The 17,525-nt window shown below is 45.6% G+C and carries 13 protein-coding genes; 11 read left to right on the top strand and 2 right to left on the bottom strand.

The genetic code is table 11. The annotated features are described in order from the left end of the window. Positions 1 to 116: 116 nt before the first annotated feature. Both ONT08_RS12805 and ONT08_RS12800 read right to left on the bottom strand, forming a co-directional pair. The gene (locus tag ONT08_RS12805) at positions 117 to 1,400 is read right to left on the bottom strand and encodes an L-cysteine desulfidase family protein (protein ID WP_264960124.1); all 1,284 of its coding nucleotides are present in this window, start codon (positions 1,398 to 1,400) and stop codon (positions 117 to 119) included. A 125-nt stretch (positions 1,401 to 1,525) separates the two neighbouring features. Continuing rightward, positions 1,526 to 2,932, bottom strand: coding sequence for an aminopeptidase C (locus ONT08_RS12800; protein ID WP_264960123.1), 1,407 nt, complete (start codon positions 2,930 to 2,932; stop codon positions 1,526 to 1,528). A 178-nt stretch (positions 2,933 to 3,110) separates the two neighbouring features. Between ONT08_RS12800 and dxs the strand changes: the two genes are divergently transcribed. From dxs to ONT08_RS12745, 11 genes are all read left to right on the top strand, one after another. Continuing rightward, positions 3,111 to 5,003 carry a 1-deoxy-D-xylulose-5-phosphate synthase gene (dxs, locus tag ONT08_RS12795; RefSeq protein ID WP_264960122.1) on the top strand — a complete coding sequence of 631 codons (1,893 nt, stop codon included), beginning with the start codon at positions 3,111 to 3,113 and terminating at the stop codon, positions 5,001 to 5,003. After that, positions 5,000 to 6,343, top strand: a complete 1,344-nt coding sequence (gene trkA, locus ONT08_RS12790) for a Trk system potassium transporter TrkA (protein ID WP_264960121.1) — start codon at positions 5,000 to 5,002, stop codon at positions 6,341 to 6,343. The genes dxs and trkA overlap by 4 nt, the downstream gene beginning before the upstream one ends. 30 nt (positions 6,344 to 6,373) lie before the next feature. Next, positions 6,374 to 7,831 carry a TrkH family potassium uptake protein gene (locus tag ONT08_RS12785; protein WP_117586600.1) on the top strand — a complete coding sequence of 486 codons (1,458 nt, stop codon included), beginning with the start codon at positions 6,374 to 6,376 and terminating at the stop codon, positions 7,829 to 7,831. A 187-nt stretch (positions 7,832 to 8,018) separates the two neighbouring features. Beyond that, positions 8,019 to 8,981 (top strand): type I phosphomannose isomerase catalytic subunit, encoded by a 963-nt coding sequence (locus ONT08_RS12780; protein WP_264960120.1) that lies wholly within the window; start codon positions 8,019 to 8,021, stop codon positions 8,979 to 8,981. Between the two features lie 189 nt (positions 8,982 to 9,170). Beyond that, the gene (locus tag ONT08_RS12775; protein WP_264960119.1) at positions 9,171 to 9,518 is read left to right on the top strand and encodes a toxin; all 348 of its coding nucleotides are present in this window, start codon (positions 9,171 to 9,173) and stop codon (positions 9,516 to 9,518) included. Between the two features lie 8 nt (positions 9,519 to 9,526). Further along, the gene (locus ONT08_RS12770; RefSeq protein WP_264960118.1) at positions 9,527 to 10,516 is read left to right on the top strand and encodes a type II toxin-antitoxin system antitoxin SocA domain-containing protein; all 990 of its coding nucleotides are present in this window, start codon (positions 9,527 to 9,529) and stop codon (positions 10,514 to 10,516) included. A gap of 628 nt (positions 10,517 to 11,144) precedes the next feature. Continuing rightward, positions 11,145 to 12,200, top strand: a complete 1,056-nt coding sequence (locus tag ONT08_RS12765) for a zinc ribbon domain-containing protein (RefSeq protein WP_264960117.1) — start codon at positions 11,145 to 11,147, stop codon at positions 12,198 to 12,200. Positions 12,201 to 12,218: 18 nt separating this feature from the next. Further along, positions 12,219 to 12,656: a hypothetical protein gene (locus ONT08_RS12760; RefSeq protein WP_264960116.1), complete on the top strand. Its 438-nt coding sequence runs from the start codon at positions 12,219 to 12,221 to the stop codon at positions 12,654 to 12,656. 3 nt (positions 12,657 to 12,659) lie between these two features. Continuing rightward, positions 12,660 to 14,006 (top strand): SPFH domain-containing protein, encoded by a 1,347-nt coding sequence (locus tag ONT08_RS12755; protein ID WP_264960115.1) that lies wholly within the window; start codon positions 12,660 to 12,662, stop codon positions 14,004 to 14,006. 12 nt (positions 14,007 to 14,018) lie between these two features. After that, on the top strand, positions 14,019 to 14,720 hold the full coding sequence (locus tag ONT08_RS12750; RefSeq protein ID WP_264960114.1) for an Lcl domain-containing protein: 702 nt from the start codon (positions 14,019 to 14,021) through the stop codon (positions 14,718 to 14,720). An 11-nt stretch (positions 14,721 to 14,731) separates the two neighbouring features. After that, the gene (locus tag ONT08_RS12745; RefSeq protein WP_264960113.1) at positions 14,732 to 17,515 is read left to right on the top strand and encodes an FtsK/SpoIIIE domain-containing protein; all 2,784 of its coding nucleotides are present in this window, start codon (positions 14,732 to 14,734) and stop codon (positions 17,513 to 17,515) included. Positions 17,516 to 17,525: the final 10 nt, after the last annotated feature.

The following is a 17,525-nucleotide window of genomic DNA, read 5'->3' as shown; positions in this document are numbered from 1 at the left end:
TTGTCGGCATATGCCAGCAAGGTTGCCGGCAGCTGCCGGCAACCATACGAAACTATATTTAAAAGGTAAATAATACAGGTTTCTAAGACTATTTAAATAACTTATCAAAAGCTAAATTATTTATGCGTCATAATATCAAGCACCATATCATCGGTAGCTCTCATCGCATCGGCACCGATGCTCGTAAGGTTGTGGATGCACTTATCCACATCATCATCTACGATACCCTCGGCAGAGGTGACACACTTGCCTTCCATAGAAAGGAGGGCGGAAAGAAGAGCGGTGCTGACACCTGATGAAATCTTCAGGGCACAACTTGGTTTCGCTCCGTCACAAATCATACCGGTGAGATTGGCTATCATATTCTTGACAGAATTGCAGATGCGGGTATAATCGCCACCCATCAGATAGGTGATGCCGCAACTGCTGCCCGTACTGGCTACCACACAACCGCAAAGAGCTGAAAGCTTGCCTAAACTCTGCTTGATATAGATGGCAGTCAGATGACTGAGCATCAGGGCACGGATCATTTCCTCCTCGGTATTCTCGTTCTCCAGCGCATAAACCACCACAGGATTCGTTGCACAGATGCCCTGGTTGCCGCTGCCGCTGTTACTCATCACCGGAATCATGGCGCCACCCATACGGGCATCACAGGCTGAAGCGGTGCGGGAGATGATATGCGAGAAAATATTATCGCCGAAGATACCATGACTCAACGGACGGTCCATCGTCTTGCCCAGGCAGTGGCCATAGTTGCCTTTGATACTCAACTCGGCAGCCTTCATATTATAGTCTCTGGTCTTGAGAATGAAAGAAATCTCATAGAGCGGAGCTGTTGTTGCAAACTCGTAAACCATCGGGAAATTGAGCTGGATGTCGTCATCAGCCTCATCACCCACAGTACCGCCACGCTTATCGAGCACCACCTCACCATTACGCTCAACATACACAAAATGGGTATGAGAACCGGAGATAATTGCCGTAGCCTGGTCTTCACCGGCATGACAGATGATTTCGATATAGAGTTTATCCACATCACCCTGCTTCAGTTTGATGTTGATATCCGCATCCTTGATATATTGTTTGCCCTGCTCAAGAGTGTCGGGAGTGAGGTCTTTCAACACTTCCAGCTGATATTCAGGCTTTCCGATGAGCGCACCCAGCGATACGGCGATAGGCAAACCAATCATACCCGTGCCAGGAATGCCGACACCCATCGCATTCTTGAGCATATTAGGACTCAGAAGAACTTCAATACGTTCAGGGCGCTTGCCCAATGTAGTAGCAGCCTTGGCTGTACATAGTGCCACAGCCATCGGTTCGGTACAGCCGATGGCTGGAACCACCTCTTTATTAACGAGCGCAATGATGCGCTCACGCTTACTTTTCTCTAACATAATCTATATAGCTTTTATATAAATAACGTTCTTACCATTATTTCGGGTACAAAAATACAAAAAATAAACCGTATTCTTCTCTTTTCTCGAGAAAAATACGGTTTAAATCTATATTTCTTGATGAATTAGTCTTCCAACTGGAACAGAGGATCATCTGGAGTCAGCATGGTTGGCTTCTGGTCGAATTCCTTCAAGAGCTGCTCAGAAGCATACTTCTTGTTTACTACCAGGCGGAACATGTACTCGTTGAACCAATCGTTGGTCATGATGAAGCAACCGGAAAAACCATTGTCGGCACCCCAACTGTTCTCCACCTTCCACTTTACAGGCTTGCCATTGGCATCGAGATCTACAGCTGTCAGCGTCATGGCATGAGTAGAACCACTATCGAAAGTAGCGATGCGGTCAGCCTTGTTCATTGGGAATGAGGTATTGAAGAGGCTGGCGTAATCGAAGTTGTCGAGTGCCAGATAGCCGCGCTTTCTATCAAGCTGCTTGCCCACATCATAGCTTGAATACATCTTATGACCATCCTTCAGAGAGGCGATGGCGAGCTGGGCTATCTCCTCCATAGGCAAGTTCAGATACTTCCAGTTATGACCATCGTAAGTGTGGCGGTCGTACTCTACCTCGTATGTCTTGTGGTAAGGACGGCGTGGATCGTTCATCACCATCAGGAAGGTACCGTTCAGGTCCTTGCCTACGGTTTCCTCATAGAAACTCTTAGGAGTATACTTCTTCGCCTCGCCTACCTGCTTGCCATCCTTGTCGCGGAATGCATAGGTAAATTCCTTTACCGGTTCGCCGAGAGTAAGACTCAGCATGTGATAAACCTGACCGAGCATCTCGTTCTTGCGAGCCTGGATAGCTGCCGACTTCTTGCCCTGAGCCACCATCTTGCGGAGTTCCAGACCATACTCGCGGAGCTTGCTGCTTACGAGACGGCTCATCTTGGAAGTATTGTTGCTTGAGTAAGTCTCAGGCTGGGCACTCATAGGTACGAGACCATACTTGCTTGCCAAATCGGCAACACCACAGAAAGTACCACCATCATTGAGCGGATTCTTGAAGAAGAACTGCACCTGAGGATCCTCGATGCTCTTCTTGCCAAGGTCGATAACACCCTGAAGCATCAGGTTAGCCTTCTCCAGCTGATCATAGAAGAAGAGATAATCCTGAGAATACTCCACCACTCTACCCTGCTTGTCGTTGACAGCAAAGTTGGAACGGAGCACGTTAAAACCGCTGAACATCCAGCAGCGGCCCGAACTCTTCTGGTTGTGAATGCTCTGCGAAGGAGTCTCGATGCTGAAATGAGTATCAACCGGGGCCTCGTTGGCATGATTCTTCACAAGGTCATCAATGCTGTTGTTGGCAATCGCATTGAAGAGTGCCTTGTTGGCTACACCTGCCTGCTGGCTTTTCTCCATCTGCTGGAGAGCAGACTGACTGATGCCGCCACCCTTGGTCTGCGCCATCAGAGACATGGAAGCCATCATCATGGCTCCCAAAAGTAATACATTTTTTCTCATCACGATAAAGGTATTTATTTGCTTATTGTTATATAACTAATTCCGGATTTCATTCCTTTTTCAGAAATTTCCTTTGCAAAAATACAAAGAATAATCGGAAAAAGCGAAAATATTGCCTCAAAAGTGCTTTATATAGGAAAAAAGCATTATCTTTGCACAAGATTTTCACGAAGAAAACATGGACAAGAACAAGTTTAGTCTATTAAATAGTATAAAATACCCGGAAGATTTGAGACGGCTGAGCATTGACCAGCTGCCACAAGTCTGCAAAGAGTTAAGAGAAGACATTATCGACGAGGTTGCCGTCAACCCCGGTCATTTTGCCTCCTCTCTTGGCGTGGTGGAAATAACCGTAGCCCTACATTATATCTACAACACCCCATACGACCGTATTGTATGGGATGTGGGACACCAGGCCTACGGACATAAGATATTAACAGGACGCCGCGACAACTTCTGTACCAACCGCAAGTTGCACGGCATCCGTCCATTCCCTACACCTTTAGAAAGTGAATATGATACCTTCGCCTGCGGACATGCGAGCAATTCCATCTCCGCAGCACTCGGTATGGCCGTTGCCGCACGCGAAAACGGAGATACCGACAGGCATGTGGTAGCCGTCATTGGCGATGGAGCCATGAGCGGCGGACTGGCTTTCGAGGGACTGAACAACGTATCAAGTACACCTAACGACATGCTCATCATCCTGAACGACAACGATATGAGCATCGACCGGGCTGTGGGAGGTATGGAGAAATATCTCCTGAATCTCGATACCAACGAGACCTACAACCGCCTCCGTTTCAAGGCATCGCAGTGGCTGCACTCCAAAGGTTATCTCAACGAAGAACGCAAGAAGGGCATCCTGCGCCTGAACAATGCACTGAAGTCGGCACTGAGTCATCAGCAGAACATCTTCGAGGGTATGAACATCCGCTACTTCGGACCTTTCGACGGTCATGACGTGAAGGAAGTGGCGAGAGTGCTCAAACAGCTTAAGAACATGAAGGGTCCTAAGCTGCTACATCTGCATACCACCAAGGGAAAGGGTTACGAACCAGCCGAGAAGAGTGCCACCATCTGGCACGCACCAGGCAAATTCGATCCGGAAACGGGTGAGAGAATCATTGCCGATACCAGCAACCAGCCTCCTAAATATCAGGATGTTTTCGGTGAGACGCTGCTTGAACTGGCTCAGAAAAACCCGAAGATTGTAGGTGTGACGCCAGCCATGCCTACAGGATGCTCCATGAACATCATGATGAAGGCGATGCAAAACCGTACCTTCGATGTAGGTATTGCCGAGGGACATGCCGTCACCTTCTCTGGAGGTATGGCGAAAGACGGACTGATTCCTTTCTGCAACATCTACAGTTCGTTTGCACAGCGTGCCTACGATAACATCATCCACGACATGGCACTGCTCAACTTGCCGGTTATCATGTGTCTTGACCGTGCCGGACTGGTAGGTGAAGACGGACCAACCCATCATGGTGCCTTCGATATGGCGGCTCTCCGTCCGATTCCGCATCTCACCATCGCATCTCCGATGAACGAACATGAGTTACGCAACCTGATGTATTCAGCCCAGTTGCCAGGTCATGGCAGCTATGTTATCCGTTATCCGAGAGGCAAGGGTGTGCTCGTAGACTGGCGCAACCCGATGGAGGAAATCAAGACCGGTACCGGTAGAAAGCTGAAAGACGGCACCGATGTGGCCGTTCTTACCATCGGTCCTATCGGAAACGATGCAGCCCAGGCTATCGCTGAGGTAGAAGCCGAAACCGGAATGAGCATCGCCCACTACGATATGCGATTCCTCAAGCCACTCGATGAAAACATTCTGAAAGAGGTGGGCGAAAAGTTCAGTCGCATCATCACCATCGAAGACGGCGTTCGTATGGGCGGTATGGGCTCAGCCGTACTGGAATGGATGAACGACCATGACTATCAGCCAAAGATGACCCGAATGGGATTGCCAGATGAGTTTGTGGAGCACGGAACTGTGACACAGCTCAGGGAAATCGTGCATCTCGATAAAGAATCAATCAAAGAAGCAATTAAGAAATGAAAATAATCATAGCTGGCGCATATGCCATAGGTACTCACCTGGCGAGACTCCTGTCACGCAGCAATGAAGAGATTACGCTCATCGATGAAAGCGAAGAGCGCCTGGCAAGCATTGGCTCCGACTGCGACCTGCTCACCATGCTGGGCAAGCCTACCTGTCTTCACATCTTACGCGATGCGGGGGTTGCAGATGCCAACCTCTTCATCGCCGTTACTCCGGTAGAAAGTACCAACATCACAGCTAGCATCCTTGCCAAGAACCTGGGTGCCAAAAGAACGGTGGCCCGCGTGGATAATCCGGAATATATGGATCAGCAGGCTCAGGAATTCTTCAAAGAATTAGGTATCAGCAAACTGATTTATCCGGAGATGCTCGCAGCCGTAGATATCAATAACGGACTGAAAATGAGTTGGGTACGTCAGCGCTGGGATGTGCACAACGGCGCACTCGTCATGCTCGGCATCAAACTGCGCGAAGGATGCGAGATACTGAACGAACCGCTCAAGAACATCAGCGGTCCTAACGACCCATACCACGTGGTAGCCATCAAGCGAGGCAGTGATACCATCATCCCTGGCGGTAACGACGAGCTGAAACTCTACGACCTCGCCTACTTCATGACCACCCGCAACTATATTCCATATATCCGCAAGATTGTGGGCAAGGAGCACTATGTGGATGTGAAGAACGTGATGATCATGGGTGGCGGACGCACAGCCGTAAGAGCCGTAAAGAAGATGCCGGAATATATGGAATGCAAGATTATCGAGATGAGCGAGGAGCGCTGCGAATATCTCAACGATATTCTCGATGAGAACAAAACGCTCATCATTCATGGTGACGGACGCGACATTCCGCTACTCGTAGAAGAAGGTATCCGCAGTACGCAAGCCTTCGTGGCACTGACAGGTAACGCCGAAACCAATATCCTGGCCTGTCTTACCGCCAAGAGAATGGGTGTGCGCAAGACGGTGGCTGCCGTAGAAAACGTAGACTACGTGAGCATGGCAGAGAGTCTGGATATCGGTACCATTATCAACAAGAAGATGATTGCCGCCAGCTACATCTACCAGATGATGCTCGATGCCGACGTGATGAACGTGAGATTCCTGATGAGCGCTAACGCCGATGTGGCTGAGTTTATAGCCAAAGAAGGTTCGAAGGTAACCAAGAAACCGGTGAAGGAACTCGGCATGCCTATCGGTGTAACCATCGGTGGACTGGTTCGCGGTGAAGAAGGAATGCTCGTTTCGGGTAATACCCAGATAGAACCGGGCGACTCGGTGATGGTTTTCTGCCACAACATCAACATGAAGAAAATTGAGAAATACTTCATCTAAGCGTGAAGGAGATAGAGAAATACTTCATATATGATAAACAGCAAATTAATATATAAGATTTTAGGGCAACTGCTTTTCATAGAAGCATTCCTGCTCTTCGTCAGTCTGCTGGTAGCTTTCTATTACCAGCAGGACGACATCTTTGCCTTCATTGTGGCAACACTTACCACCATCGGAGGCGGGCTGGTGCTGAAATGGCGAGGACACGGAGCCGATAACTCAATGTCGCGCCGTGATGCCTATCTCGTGGTAACGCTCTCATGGATTGTATTCAGTTTCTTCGGAACCCTCCCCTTCATGATAAGTGGATACATCAACAACTTTACCGATGCCTACTTTGAAACCATGTCGGGATTTACGACAACGGGAGCCACGATATTAGACGATGTAGAATGTTTCCCCCACGGACTACTCTTCTGGCGTTCGCTCACCCAATGGATAGGCGGTCTGGGAATCGTGTTCTTCACCATCGCCCTGCTGCCATCGCTTGTAGGAGGACAGACCAAGGTGTTTGCTGCCGAGGCAACAGGACCTATCAAAACGAAATTGCATCCCCGGCTTTCCACTTCGGCTAAATGGATATGGAGTATCTATCTGATGCTCACCATTGCCTGCATCGCATCCTACTATGTGGCAGGAATGAATCTCTTCGACAGTTTCAACTATGCGATGACCACTACGGCTACAGGAGGTTTCTCTACTCATAACAGCAGTACCTCGTTTTTCCATTCGCCGGCGCTGGAATACATCTGTGCCTTCTTCTGCTTCCTGTCGGGTGTTAACTTCACCCTGCTCTATGCAGCCGTCATCAAGTTCAAGATCAAGGATCTGTTCAAGAATTCAGAGTTTAAGTTCTATATGCTCCTCGTTACAGCCTTCACGGCTTTCATCATGGTAGAGCTGATAGCGATGCGCAACTACGATGTGGAACATGCCTTCAGAAGTGCTATCTTCCAGGTGGTTTCTTTCATCACTACCACCGGTCTGTTTAACGACGATGCAGCCCTCTGGCCTCACGTTACCTGGGTGGTATTGGCAGCCTGCATGTTCTTCGGAGCCTGCTCGGGCAGTACGAGTGGAGGTTTGAAATGTATCCGTGGCGTGATGCTGGTAAGAATGGTGAAGAATGAATTCCGCCAGATTCTGCATCCTAACGCCGTGCTGCCATTGAAGATTGATGGTGTGAACGTACCGATGCAGAAGCGTGTTACGCTGCTTGCCTTCCTCACCACTTATCTCATCATCTGTCTGGTGATATCGTTCACGATGATAGCCATGGGCATCGACAATACCAATGCCATCACTATCACCCTGAGTTGTGTGGGTAATGTGGGACCTACGCTGGGTACGGAAATCGGACCAACCATGTCGTGGAGCGAACTGCCGGATGTGGCAAAATGGTTCTGCTCGCTGATGATGCTCATCGGTCGTCTGGAAATATTCAGTGTGCTGGTTATCTTAACGCCAGCATTCTGGAGAGAGAACTAACATACCCAGAGGGGGAGTTAGAAAATAAAAGAGAAGTTGATATTTGAAGTAAGAAATACGCTTACTAGACTAAGTATATTTCGCACAAAAAGCGTTATATATAATAAGGTATAGGTTCAGCAAGTGCCTTACCGGAGAGTAAGAAACCGTACTGAAGAGTACATTTATAAACTAAATATAGGTAAAAATGAAACCATTAAAATTTCAACCGCTATTAAAATCCACCATCTGGGGTGGCAGTAAGATTATCACTTTCAAGCATCTCGACGTAAAGCAAGAGAATGTGGGAGAAAGCTGGGAAATCTCTGGAGTACCAGGAAATGAAAGCATCGTAGCCGATGGCGAGATGCAGGGCAAGAGCCTCAACGAGGTTGTTGCAGAACGGAAGGGAAGCTTCCTCGGAGAAGAGAACTACAAGCGTTTCGGCAATGAGTTTCCACTGCTCATCAAGTTTATCGATGCCAACCGCGACCTCTCTATCCAGGTGCATCCTAATGATGAAATTGCCAAGAAGCAAGGTAAGGAACGCGGCAAGACCGAGATGTGGTATGCGCTGCCATGCGAGCCGGATGCCAAGCTCTACAACGGCTTGAAGATGCAGATTACTCCTGAGCAGTACAAGGAGATGGTAGAGAACGATACCATCACCGATGCCCTGGCTCAGTATAACGTGAAGGAAGGTGACTGTTTCTTTATCCCAGCCGGCAGAATCCACACCATCGGAACAGGCTGTTTCGTTGTCGAGATTCAGCAGACCAGCGATGTTACCTATCGCATCTACGACTTCAAGCGCAAGGACAAGGATGGCAACTATCGCCAGCTCCACACCAAGGAAGCTGCTGAGTGCATCGACTACACCGTATTGCCAGACTATCGCCAGCACTACACTCCTGCCAAGAACCAGGGTGTAAGCATGGTGCAGTGCCCTTACTTCACCACAGCCGTTTATGATCTCGATGAACCAATAACGCTGGATTATTCAGAGTTGGACAGCTTCGTGATTCTGATTGGCTTGAAGGGTGAGGCTAAGATTACCGACAACGAGGGTAACGAGATTACGTTCCAAGGCGGCGAGAGCATCGTAGTTCCTGCCTCTACCCAGACATTGAAGGTAGAAGGAACCTTGAAGTTCCTGGAGACATACGTATAAATTTAAAGGTAAAAAGAGCCTGGCGGGATATCATCTGCCTGCTTTCTTTTTACCTTTTTACCCTTTTACCTTTTTACTTTTAAAAATCCCAAAACAAACAATTTCAACTAAAAAGTTGAAAATAGCTAAAATAATTTGTATTTTTCAACTAATTAATGTATCTTTGCGGCACGAAATAAATATCAAACAATGAATAAAGAAGATGAAGTCTCGCTATTTCTAAAGCGTTTCAAGGACAAAGCTAAAATATTTGGCATAGTCTTCCGTGACGATAGAGGAAAAAATACTCAAGCCCTATTGGACATGGAAATTACAGCCCTCAAACGTCTCGAAATCATCAAGAACCTAGAAGTTGATGATTTCGTAGAAGGTCCCTTAGAAGACACGCTTAACAAAGTGGCAGATTTATGGGTGTTTGGAAAGAAAGTAAAATCGCAGGATGTCTATATCAAAATTTCGATGGGCATCGCTAACAATAGCGCCGTGTGCATCTCTTTCCATGTCGCAGAGTATAAACTGGTTTATCAATTCAAATAAAAGAAGAAATGATGAAAAGTCCATTTACAGGAGGAAATGTAGTACTGCATTCGGAGAAACGAACAGCAGTTTTCAGAAAAGAAAAGTTCGAATACACTTTTCTTAGCTATCAGTGCGTAGATACACGCGAACTGTTTACAACAACAGAATTGGATACCGCCAATACAATGCAGATATATAATCAATATCGTACTAAGTATGGAATTCCATTCCCTGACGAGATACGCAGTATACGCAGAAAATATGGTCTGTCGGCCACCAAGATGTCAGTGATATTGGGATTCGGTGAGAACCAATATCGACTGTACGAGAATGGTGATATGCCAAGTCTTACAAACGGAAGGATACTGAAGACCATACAAGTACCTGCAGTGTTTGCCACATTTGTTGAAGCTGCCAAAAACTTACTGAATACAGAGGAATACGACAAGATTATGTTGTGTATCGAGGAATTAGAAAATGAATCAAACACCTCGAAACTTATCAAACAATTGATTTTTACTACCGATGGGAGAAATCAATGGAATGGCTATGCCCTGCCTTCAATAAGCAAATTAAAAAACACGATGCTGTACTTCATAGAGAAATTTAACGGAGTCTTCGTTACACAAATGAACAAACTTCTCTTCTATGCCGACTTTCTTGCCTACAGGAGCAGAGGATTAGGATTGACAGGCTTAGTATTTAAGGCAGTACCTTACGGACCAGTCCCAGAGCGATGGGACCGGGTGTATAGTCTCGTGGATGATATAGAGCAAATGCCTATTGAAAGCAAGAATGGAAACAGTGGAACAAAACTTGTGTCAGCATTGGAATTTGACGAAGCAAGTCTCAGTGAAGAAGAACTAAGTTGTCTCGCTAAGGTCTATGAAACATTCAAGAATGAAACGCCAAGCACAATATCGGAAATCAGCCATCAAGAAGCAGCATGGCTCGACAACATAGGCAGTCATGGACGAATAGACTACGACTATGCCTTCTCGCTGAAGGCACTATAAAAACGAGAACTCGAAAGCCGGTTTCATTGAGTTGGAACCGGTTTTCGAGTGACTCACATTTAGCCCAAACACAAATTATAAAACAAATTCACCTTATATAATAATGCATGCGAGATAAAAAGTACATCTACATGCATAGAAGTTTGTATTTTACCTTCATTTTCAAAATTTCTCCGTTTTTTTTTGGTTATTTCGGTAACTTTTATTATTTTTGCAGTACCGTTTCGTACTTACGGTATGATATGACAGCAAACAGCCCTATACAGAAGTCGCTTAAAAGAGAGACACTTTGTTGGGGGCAAACATAAGAAAAGCGTTATTGCGCTTGGTTTTTGACCTTTGGAACTTAGGACACTCCAAATCTCACGTCAAAGAGCCATGCAACGATGATGCCTATGGGTATGTATATATGTACCTTCCATTAGACAGCTCCCAAAGAGCTGTCTATATGGGAGTGTACCTACACATATCGGCGTGGGGTCTCGTTGCTTGTTCTGACGTGAAGGGCAAGTCCTAAGGCCTCAAAGGTGGAGCGAGCAACAGTAGGCTTCACGCTTTTTCGTGCATATTGGCACATAACCTAATTATAACCGTCTGAATTGGAGCCATAGGACATATTGTTGCAGCTATGTATTCAAAAGAATTAGAAGAACTTATTGACAGCGTACTTGCTGATGGTGTTATTACTGACCAAGAACGTGCCGTGCTTCGCAAGCGAGCACTCGCTTGTGGAGAGGATCCAGATGAGGTCATGATTGTGGTAGATGGACGCCTTGCTAAAATGCAGAAGGGGGCTAGTCCTGCAATTCCAGCTACCGAAAAACGTGGGAACATCGTGAAATGCCCTAATTGCGGAGCTCCGATTGAGGCTGGTGCAATAAAGTGCAAGGAGTGTGGCTATGTCTTTACCAATGTAAAGGCTAATAACACCGCCAAAGAGTTTGCCATCATGTTGGAACAGAGAATTCAAAAAGTTAGTTATGATGGCGATAAGACAAACATCAACAAAGTCAATGAATTCATCAAGAATTTTCCTCTGCCAACTGGAAAGGAAGATATGTTAGAGTTCATTGCAAGTCTTGATGCTAGACGCCGCAGTAAGTCTAACTATCAAGAAGCATACAATGCAAAATATCAAGAATGTGTTACAAAAGCAAAGACCTTGTTCGCTGGGGATACTGATTTTACATCTTTGCTTGCCCAAACAGAAAAAGGTTACTATGCATATAATATTAAGGCTTTTGTTATTCAACATAAAAAAACAATCTTTATTATTGTCATTGTTTTAGCATTATTGCAAGGTTTTATTACATTTATTAATAACCATGATGCCCCTCTAAATTGGGGCGATGTTTCTGACGCAATAAAAGAACAAAATACGCCCAAAGTAATCAACCTTATTGGACAAAAATTTGAGAAAACAGTTATCGAACATAAAGGTGAAATACAAATATATATGCAGCGTCTTATTAATGAAGGCAAAATAAAAGAGGCTAAAGAACTTGGCGATGCTGTAAAACTAGCAGCACCGAATACGTATATCACTAAACCTCTGTATGATTATTACCTTAACCAAGGTGATGCTATTAATGCTGAGAAATATGATGTACCGCTCGACGTCACCGACGGTGATGCAAGTTCCGAGGGTGACGTGAGTTCTGAGGATGGCGATATGCCTGAGTAATGATAAATTTGTTAAACAATGAGGAAATTAGCAAATATTGATATAGGTTTGTGTGGCGAATATTATGTTTGCGCACAAATGCACTTGAAAGGTTGGACGGCAAGTATGACCTTGAAGAATTATCCTGGCATAGACATCCTGGGATATAATCCGACAGATAATAAAAGAACTGAGATACAAGTTAAAACAGGTCAAAACAAGTATACTGTCTTAACAGGGTTAAACTCCGACAATTTCAACAAATTAATCGGTAGTATTACTCAACCTTATGTCTTTGTTCATTTGCTAGATGATGACAACATTGAGTGTTACATCCTTACCTCTGCTGATTTTGTGAGCTTATCAAAAAGTGTCTATTCCAAAATGAACACAGTCACACAAGGAAAAACTGCACCTATCAAGTTTAAATGGTCAGACTTACAACAATATAAAAATAAATGGTATAATCTGTGGTAAACAATGGGATTCTTTAGTAAAATACTAGGCAGTAACGATAGTCAGACTATTGTCCGCTGCGATGAGGCGAAGTTCCTCATCTGGAAATATCAAGGAGGTGCCGTAAAGAGCGGCACTTCCATCATCGTAAAAGATGGCGAGGTGGCCGCCCTTATCGGTTCCACCCAAACTACGATAGAAGGACCGGCTAACACGACAGCCAGCGAAGACCTCAGCGAGGTGTTTTTCATCAACCTTGCTGGCAGTAACGTAGTACGCTTTGCCGTTCCATACTTTGGCGTTAACGACCCACGTTATCCAGATCTCAATGTACCTGTGGCTGTACGTGGTTCTATCAATTTCAATATAGAAGACTACAAAGGATTCATTCGGATGCATCGACTTGTAGGCTTTGACATGGAAGCATTTCAGAAGAAGATAAAGGATGCTGTAATAAAATATGTAAAGTCTGTGGTAAGCAACATTCCAACAGACCACAGCATCCCTGTCGTACAGATGGAAAAGAAGATACTGGAGATAGGAGAGATTCTGAATCAGTATCTCAAACAGAGACTGGCTATAGATTTCGCTATCAACGTGCGTGCTGTAGACCTCAATGCCATCGAGTATGATGCAGATGACGAAAGCTACAAGCAACTCCGAGCATTAACACAAGGACAAGCTGCAGAAATGTCTCAGACCCAGCATAAGATTAACATGGACCAGATGAAAGCTCAGTCACAACTCAACATCGACGCCATGCGAGAAACCCAAAAGCAAGACTTGTACAACCGTGGTGCAAACCTCGACATGGATAGACAGATGCGTGCCCAGGACATCAAAGACCGAGGTGAGAAGATGCGCATCCAGCGCGATCTAGGCGAAAAGGCTTACAATGCTCAAATCGATGAGATGCAGAAAAGCGGCAGAATGGCAATGGGTGGCATGCCTAACATGGGACAACCTGTAGGAGGCTTTAATCCTTCGGGAATCAATGGCATTGGCGGACCTAAACCTGCCACACAAATCGGTCAACCTTCTGGCATCAACATGGGTGGTGGCATCAACTCAGGCACCCCTACTCCTTCACCTGCCCCACAAGTCCCACCACAGATACCACAGGTGAGCATCTATGTAGCCATCGGTGGTCAGACACAAGGACCATTCGACTACAATATGCTGAAAGAAATGGTGAGAACAGGAGGACTTACCGCACAGACTTTGGTGTGGAAGGAAGGTATCAACTGGACACCTGCAATTCAAGTTCCAGAGGTAGCATCCATCTTGAATGCTCCCCAAACACCACCTCCACCAACATCGGCCGTACCTCCTACCCCACCAACACCTCCAGGAGTACCACCAACGCTATAAACATACAAGGATATGAATAGCTATTTATCAGATTTAGAAAACATAATCATCAATGCTCAAAGCGGGGGACAATCATTGTCCTTCGCCTTGAAGCCTTGCGCTACCGAAAAAAGCGTCTTTGACAAAGAGGTCAACATAACACCATTGTGGCTTATCCGAAAACAAGAAGCAGAGCGAAAGGCTAAGGAAGAGACCGAACGCACAAGACTTCAACAGGAAGCCGAACGTAAAGCCAAAGAACTTGCAGAAGAAAGAATAAGACGAGGAACCGCAGAACCTGTAGACCTCGGATTGTCTGTACTCTGGGCTTCCCACAACATAGGTGCTCGCAGCAGTGAGCAACCAGGTGTTTATGCTGCATGGACAAGCAAGAAAGAAGCTATCAATATGTGGGGGGAAGATTGGAGACTTCCTACCCAACAGGAAATGACCGAACTGATGCAGAATTGCCAATGGACATGGACAGTAATCAATGGTATGCCAGGTTTCCAAATAGTGGCAGCCAACGGCAACAACATATTCCTACCAGCTGGTGGTTCGTGTGTTGCTCAGCAATATGATTCTTATGGAATGGCTGGACGCTATTGGAGCGACACTTCGGATGCACAATATGCCGACCGTGCCATGTATTTGGAGTTTAGCCAATATACAGGAAACCTGTATAGCATAGCCAAGGCTATGCAGATGGTCATACGACCAGTAAAGAACAGATAACGAAAGACCCAATGGAGACATTAAATTACATACAAGCTTTGATGGGAGCTTATGCTCTTGACCTCTCAAGCATTGATACTGAAAATGAGGCGGAATACAACGAGCGTGCCAAAGCCGTTAGAGTACGCACAGTTTCCTTATTTAATGCTATGCGTGATTCTGCCCCAGAACTTCTGCAATACAACTTTGCTGATAGTATGTCGGACGAAGAGGTAAGAAGAACCATCAACCGAATAGCATTAGATGCCAATAAACGATATACCGCCCCTATCATTCCAGACAATATCGCTGCCATTGATTATATCAATGGAGAACCATTTGTTACTCCAACTTATGTAAAGTGGCAGAACGACGGATATAGAAAGCAAAACTTTGTCATCAACTATAACGGTGAACTACAGTCTGTTGCTAAAAGACAACTGACCGCACTGATGCAGAATATGCTGCTATGCTTCGCTCCTGGAAAAATCAGATTCAACATCTTCGACCAGATGATGAGTGGCATGGCAGACTTTGTTACAGTTGGCTACGATGAAACAGTCTATAATGGTAATGTCATTATGGACGAAGCTGCCGCACGAGATTGCATCAAGCGTCTAAGAGAACGTATGCAGATGGTGATGGGCAAATATGGTGACATCGCAAGGTATAACGAAAAGCACCAAGAAATCGTCATGCCATACGAAGTTGTCGTATTGAACGACTATCCTGCACGCTATGAAAATGTGACTGCAGAACTACAACCTCTGTTTGAAAATGGAGCAAAGGGTGGCATCTACTTTATTGTGATGCACAACTCTGATGCTCCGAAATTAAAAGAGGATGCAGTAGACATTCTCACCAGTGAAACTGTAACAAATATCAGTTTACAGACTCTCCGTGGAATTCGAAACAACCTGATGGTAAGCCACACTCCTATCGCCGAGCATCCTGCACTGGCAGATGCATTTCGTGTTGATTTCAACAAACGTATCAACGAAAAGGGTACACGACAGGTGCTAAAGGCAGACTATGCCTCTATATCTCATAGCGAATATACGGATGTAACATCAGAAATCAGCATAACCGTAGGACTCGACACAGAAGACAAACATCCTGTTACCTTGCGATTCAACTCTGGTGACTATATCCATGGATTCATTCTTGGACAGTCAGGTTCTGGTAAGTCTGTCTTACTGAACAACATCATCAGTGCCGCCATTCTGAAATATGCACCAGAAGACTTGATGCTCTACTTGATGGACTTCAAGGGAGTAGAATTCAACCGCTATCGTGGTATAAAGCATGTAAAGGCGTTACTGGTTGACAATTCTGACCCTCAGATGACTTTAGAAGTTCTACGAGAGTTGCAGGAAGAGAACAAAAGACGTGTAAAACTATGGCGAGACAATGCAGTCAACAACATCGATGGTTACAACAAGAAAAATCCGACATCCAGACTTCCACAGATTCTATTTGTGGCAGACGAATGCCAAGTGATGTTTGCCAAGCCAACATCCAATTCCTATGGAATGGCTATCCAAAGAGAAATCTCCGAGATTCTCAATGTCATCGCCACACAAGGACGTAGCCAAGGTATCCACATGCTTCTTGCGACCCAACAACTCGACGAGACAGATATATCTGGACAAATATTGAAGAACCTCACAGAATGTTTCTTGCTGATGAGTGCAGCATCCGACTCAAACAAACTTGTCCCAGACAGTGATAAGCTAACCAATAAGCAACCAACAGGTCAAGCCTGCTATTACCACAAGCGTGAGTTGCAGAGCAAGGTACAAACCTTCTATGCCACAGACGAAGAACTCGCCGATGCCATAGAGAAAGCTCGCGAGAAATCAACTACCAAGCAAAGCAATGGAGAGGCATATTTCAGTGGTTCTTCTATCTATCACCTGCAAACAGAAGATTTGCAGTCTGCCAAGACACAGAGTTATGGCGCACCAGTTGCAACCATAGGTCGCAGCATCGGGCTCAACCAGCAAAGCACAGCTATCACACTGACACAAGACTTCAGCGAGAACATCATTGTTTGGGGTGCAAATCGCCAGGAGCAAGCCACCGCTACAGCCATCAATGCGCTCGTATCCCTCATGGCATATTATGAGCAGTCCAACGCACCTTGCAATTTCATCGTATTAGATTGCACCAACAATCCCATGTCACAATGCAAGCCATTGCTGGCAAAACTCGAAAAGCGAGCATATTGCAAGATAATCCAGCAGTCGGAAGGAGGCAAGTATCTGAAAATGATAGCAGACGACATCTACCGCGACACAGCACCCAATTTGATTCTCACCATTCTTGGACAAGATCGTTTCAGTGAAATGAAGAGAAACAGCTTGCTGGTGGAAGAAAAGAAAGCCACGGAGATTAAACCGGCTGTAGGCGGCTTGGAAATGCTTTCTTTCGACCCATTACCTGATTTGGGAGCAAACAACATAACTGATGGAAGCAAGGTCAAGAAATACCAAGAGGCACTGAAGTACATCTTAGACGAAGGACCGAAGCATCATGTTCACGTGTTGATGCAAGTAGACAAGCCAGGCAACATTCTCTTCGATGAGTTCGGAAAAGAGGCAATAGGATTGTTCAAACATAGAGTTATCCTAAAGAGTGAAAACAAGCATCTTGCACCACTCCGTTTCGGGGAAGACATCGACGTACAGTCGTTGAGCGATGACAATGAGCACTTACGTGCCTACTATTATCCAGATGGCGAACAACCGATGCTCTTCACACCATTCCTCTTACCTGACGCACAGTATCTATTCAATGCAATATTAATCAATTAAAATACAAGAA

It is taken from the genome of Segatella copri (genome assembly GCF_026015465.1).
GTDB classification, from domain to species: Bacteria; Bacteroidota; Bacteroidia; order Bacteroidales; family Bacteroidaceae; genus Prevotella; species Prevotella copri_E.
Note: the sequence above shows the minus strand (reverse complement) of the source record. Positions and strands in the feature narration are given on the sequence as shown.

What these genes read in the sequence shown, in the direction of transcription:
- ONT08_RS12805 (WP_264960124.1), bottom strand. Translation starts at nt 1,400, where the DNA reads ATGTTAGAGAAAAGTAAGCGTGAGCGCATCATTGCGCTCGTTAATAAA.
- ONT08_RS12800 (WP_264960123.1), bottom strand. Translation starts at nt 2,932, where the DNA reads ATGAGAAAAAATGTATTACTTTTGGGAGCCATGATGATGGCTTCCATG.
- dxs (WP_264960122.1), top strand. Translation starts at nt 3,111, where the DNA reads ATGGACAAGAACAAGTTTAGTCTATTAAATAGTATAAAATACCCGGAA.
- trkA (WP_264960121.1), top strand. Translation starts at nt 5,000, where the DNA reads ATGAAAATAATCATAGCTGGCGCATATGCCATAGGTACTCACCTGGCG.
- ONT08_RS12785 (WP_117586600.1), top strand. Translation starts at nt 6,374, where the DNA reads ATGATAAACAGCAAATTAATATATAAGATTTTAGGGCAACTGCTTTTC.
- ONT08_RS12780 (WP_264960120.1), top strand. Translation starts at nt 8,019, where the DNA reads ATGAAACCATTAAAATTTCAACCGCTATTAAAATCCACCATCTGGGGT.
- ONT08_RS12775 (WP_264960119.1), top strand. Translation starts at nt 9,171, where the DNA reads ATGAATAAAGAAGATGAAGTCTCGCTATTTCTAAAGCGTTTCAAGGAC.
- ONT08_RS12770 (WP_264960118.1), top strand. Translation starts at nt 9,527, where the DNA reads ATGATGAAAAGTCCATTTACAGGAGGAAATGTAGTACTGCATTCGGAG.
- ONT08_RS12765 (WP_264960117.1), top strand. Translation starts at nt 11,145, where the DNA reads ATGTATTCAAAAGAATTAGAAGAACTTATTGACAGCGTACTTGCTGAT.
- ONT08_RS12760 (WP_264960116.1), top strand. Translation starts at nt 12,219, where the DNA reads ATGAGGAAATTAGCAAATATTGATATAGGTTTGTGTGGCGAATATTAT.
- ONT08_RS12755 (WP_264960115.1), top strand. Translation starts at nt 12,660, where the DNA reads ATGGGATTCTTTAGTAAAATACTAGGCAGTAACGATAGTCAGACTATT.
- ONT08_RS12750 (WP_264960114.1), top strand. Translation starts at nt 14,019, where the DNA reads ATGAATAGCTATTTATCAGATTTAGAAAACATAATCATCAATGCTCAA.
- ONT08_RS12745 (WP_264960113.1), top strand. Translation starts at nt 14,732, where the DNA reads ATGGAGACATTAAATTACATACAAGCTTTGATGGGAGCTTATGCTCTT.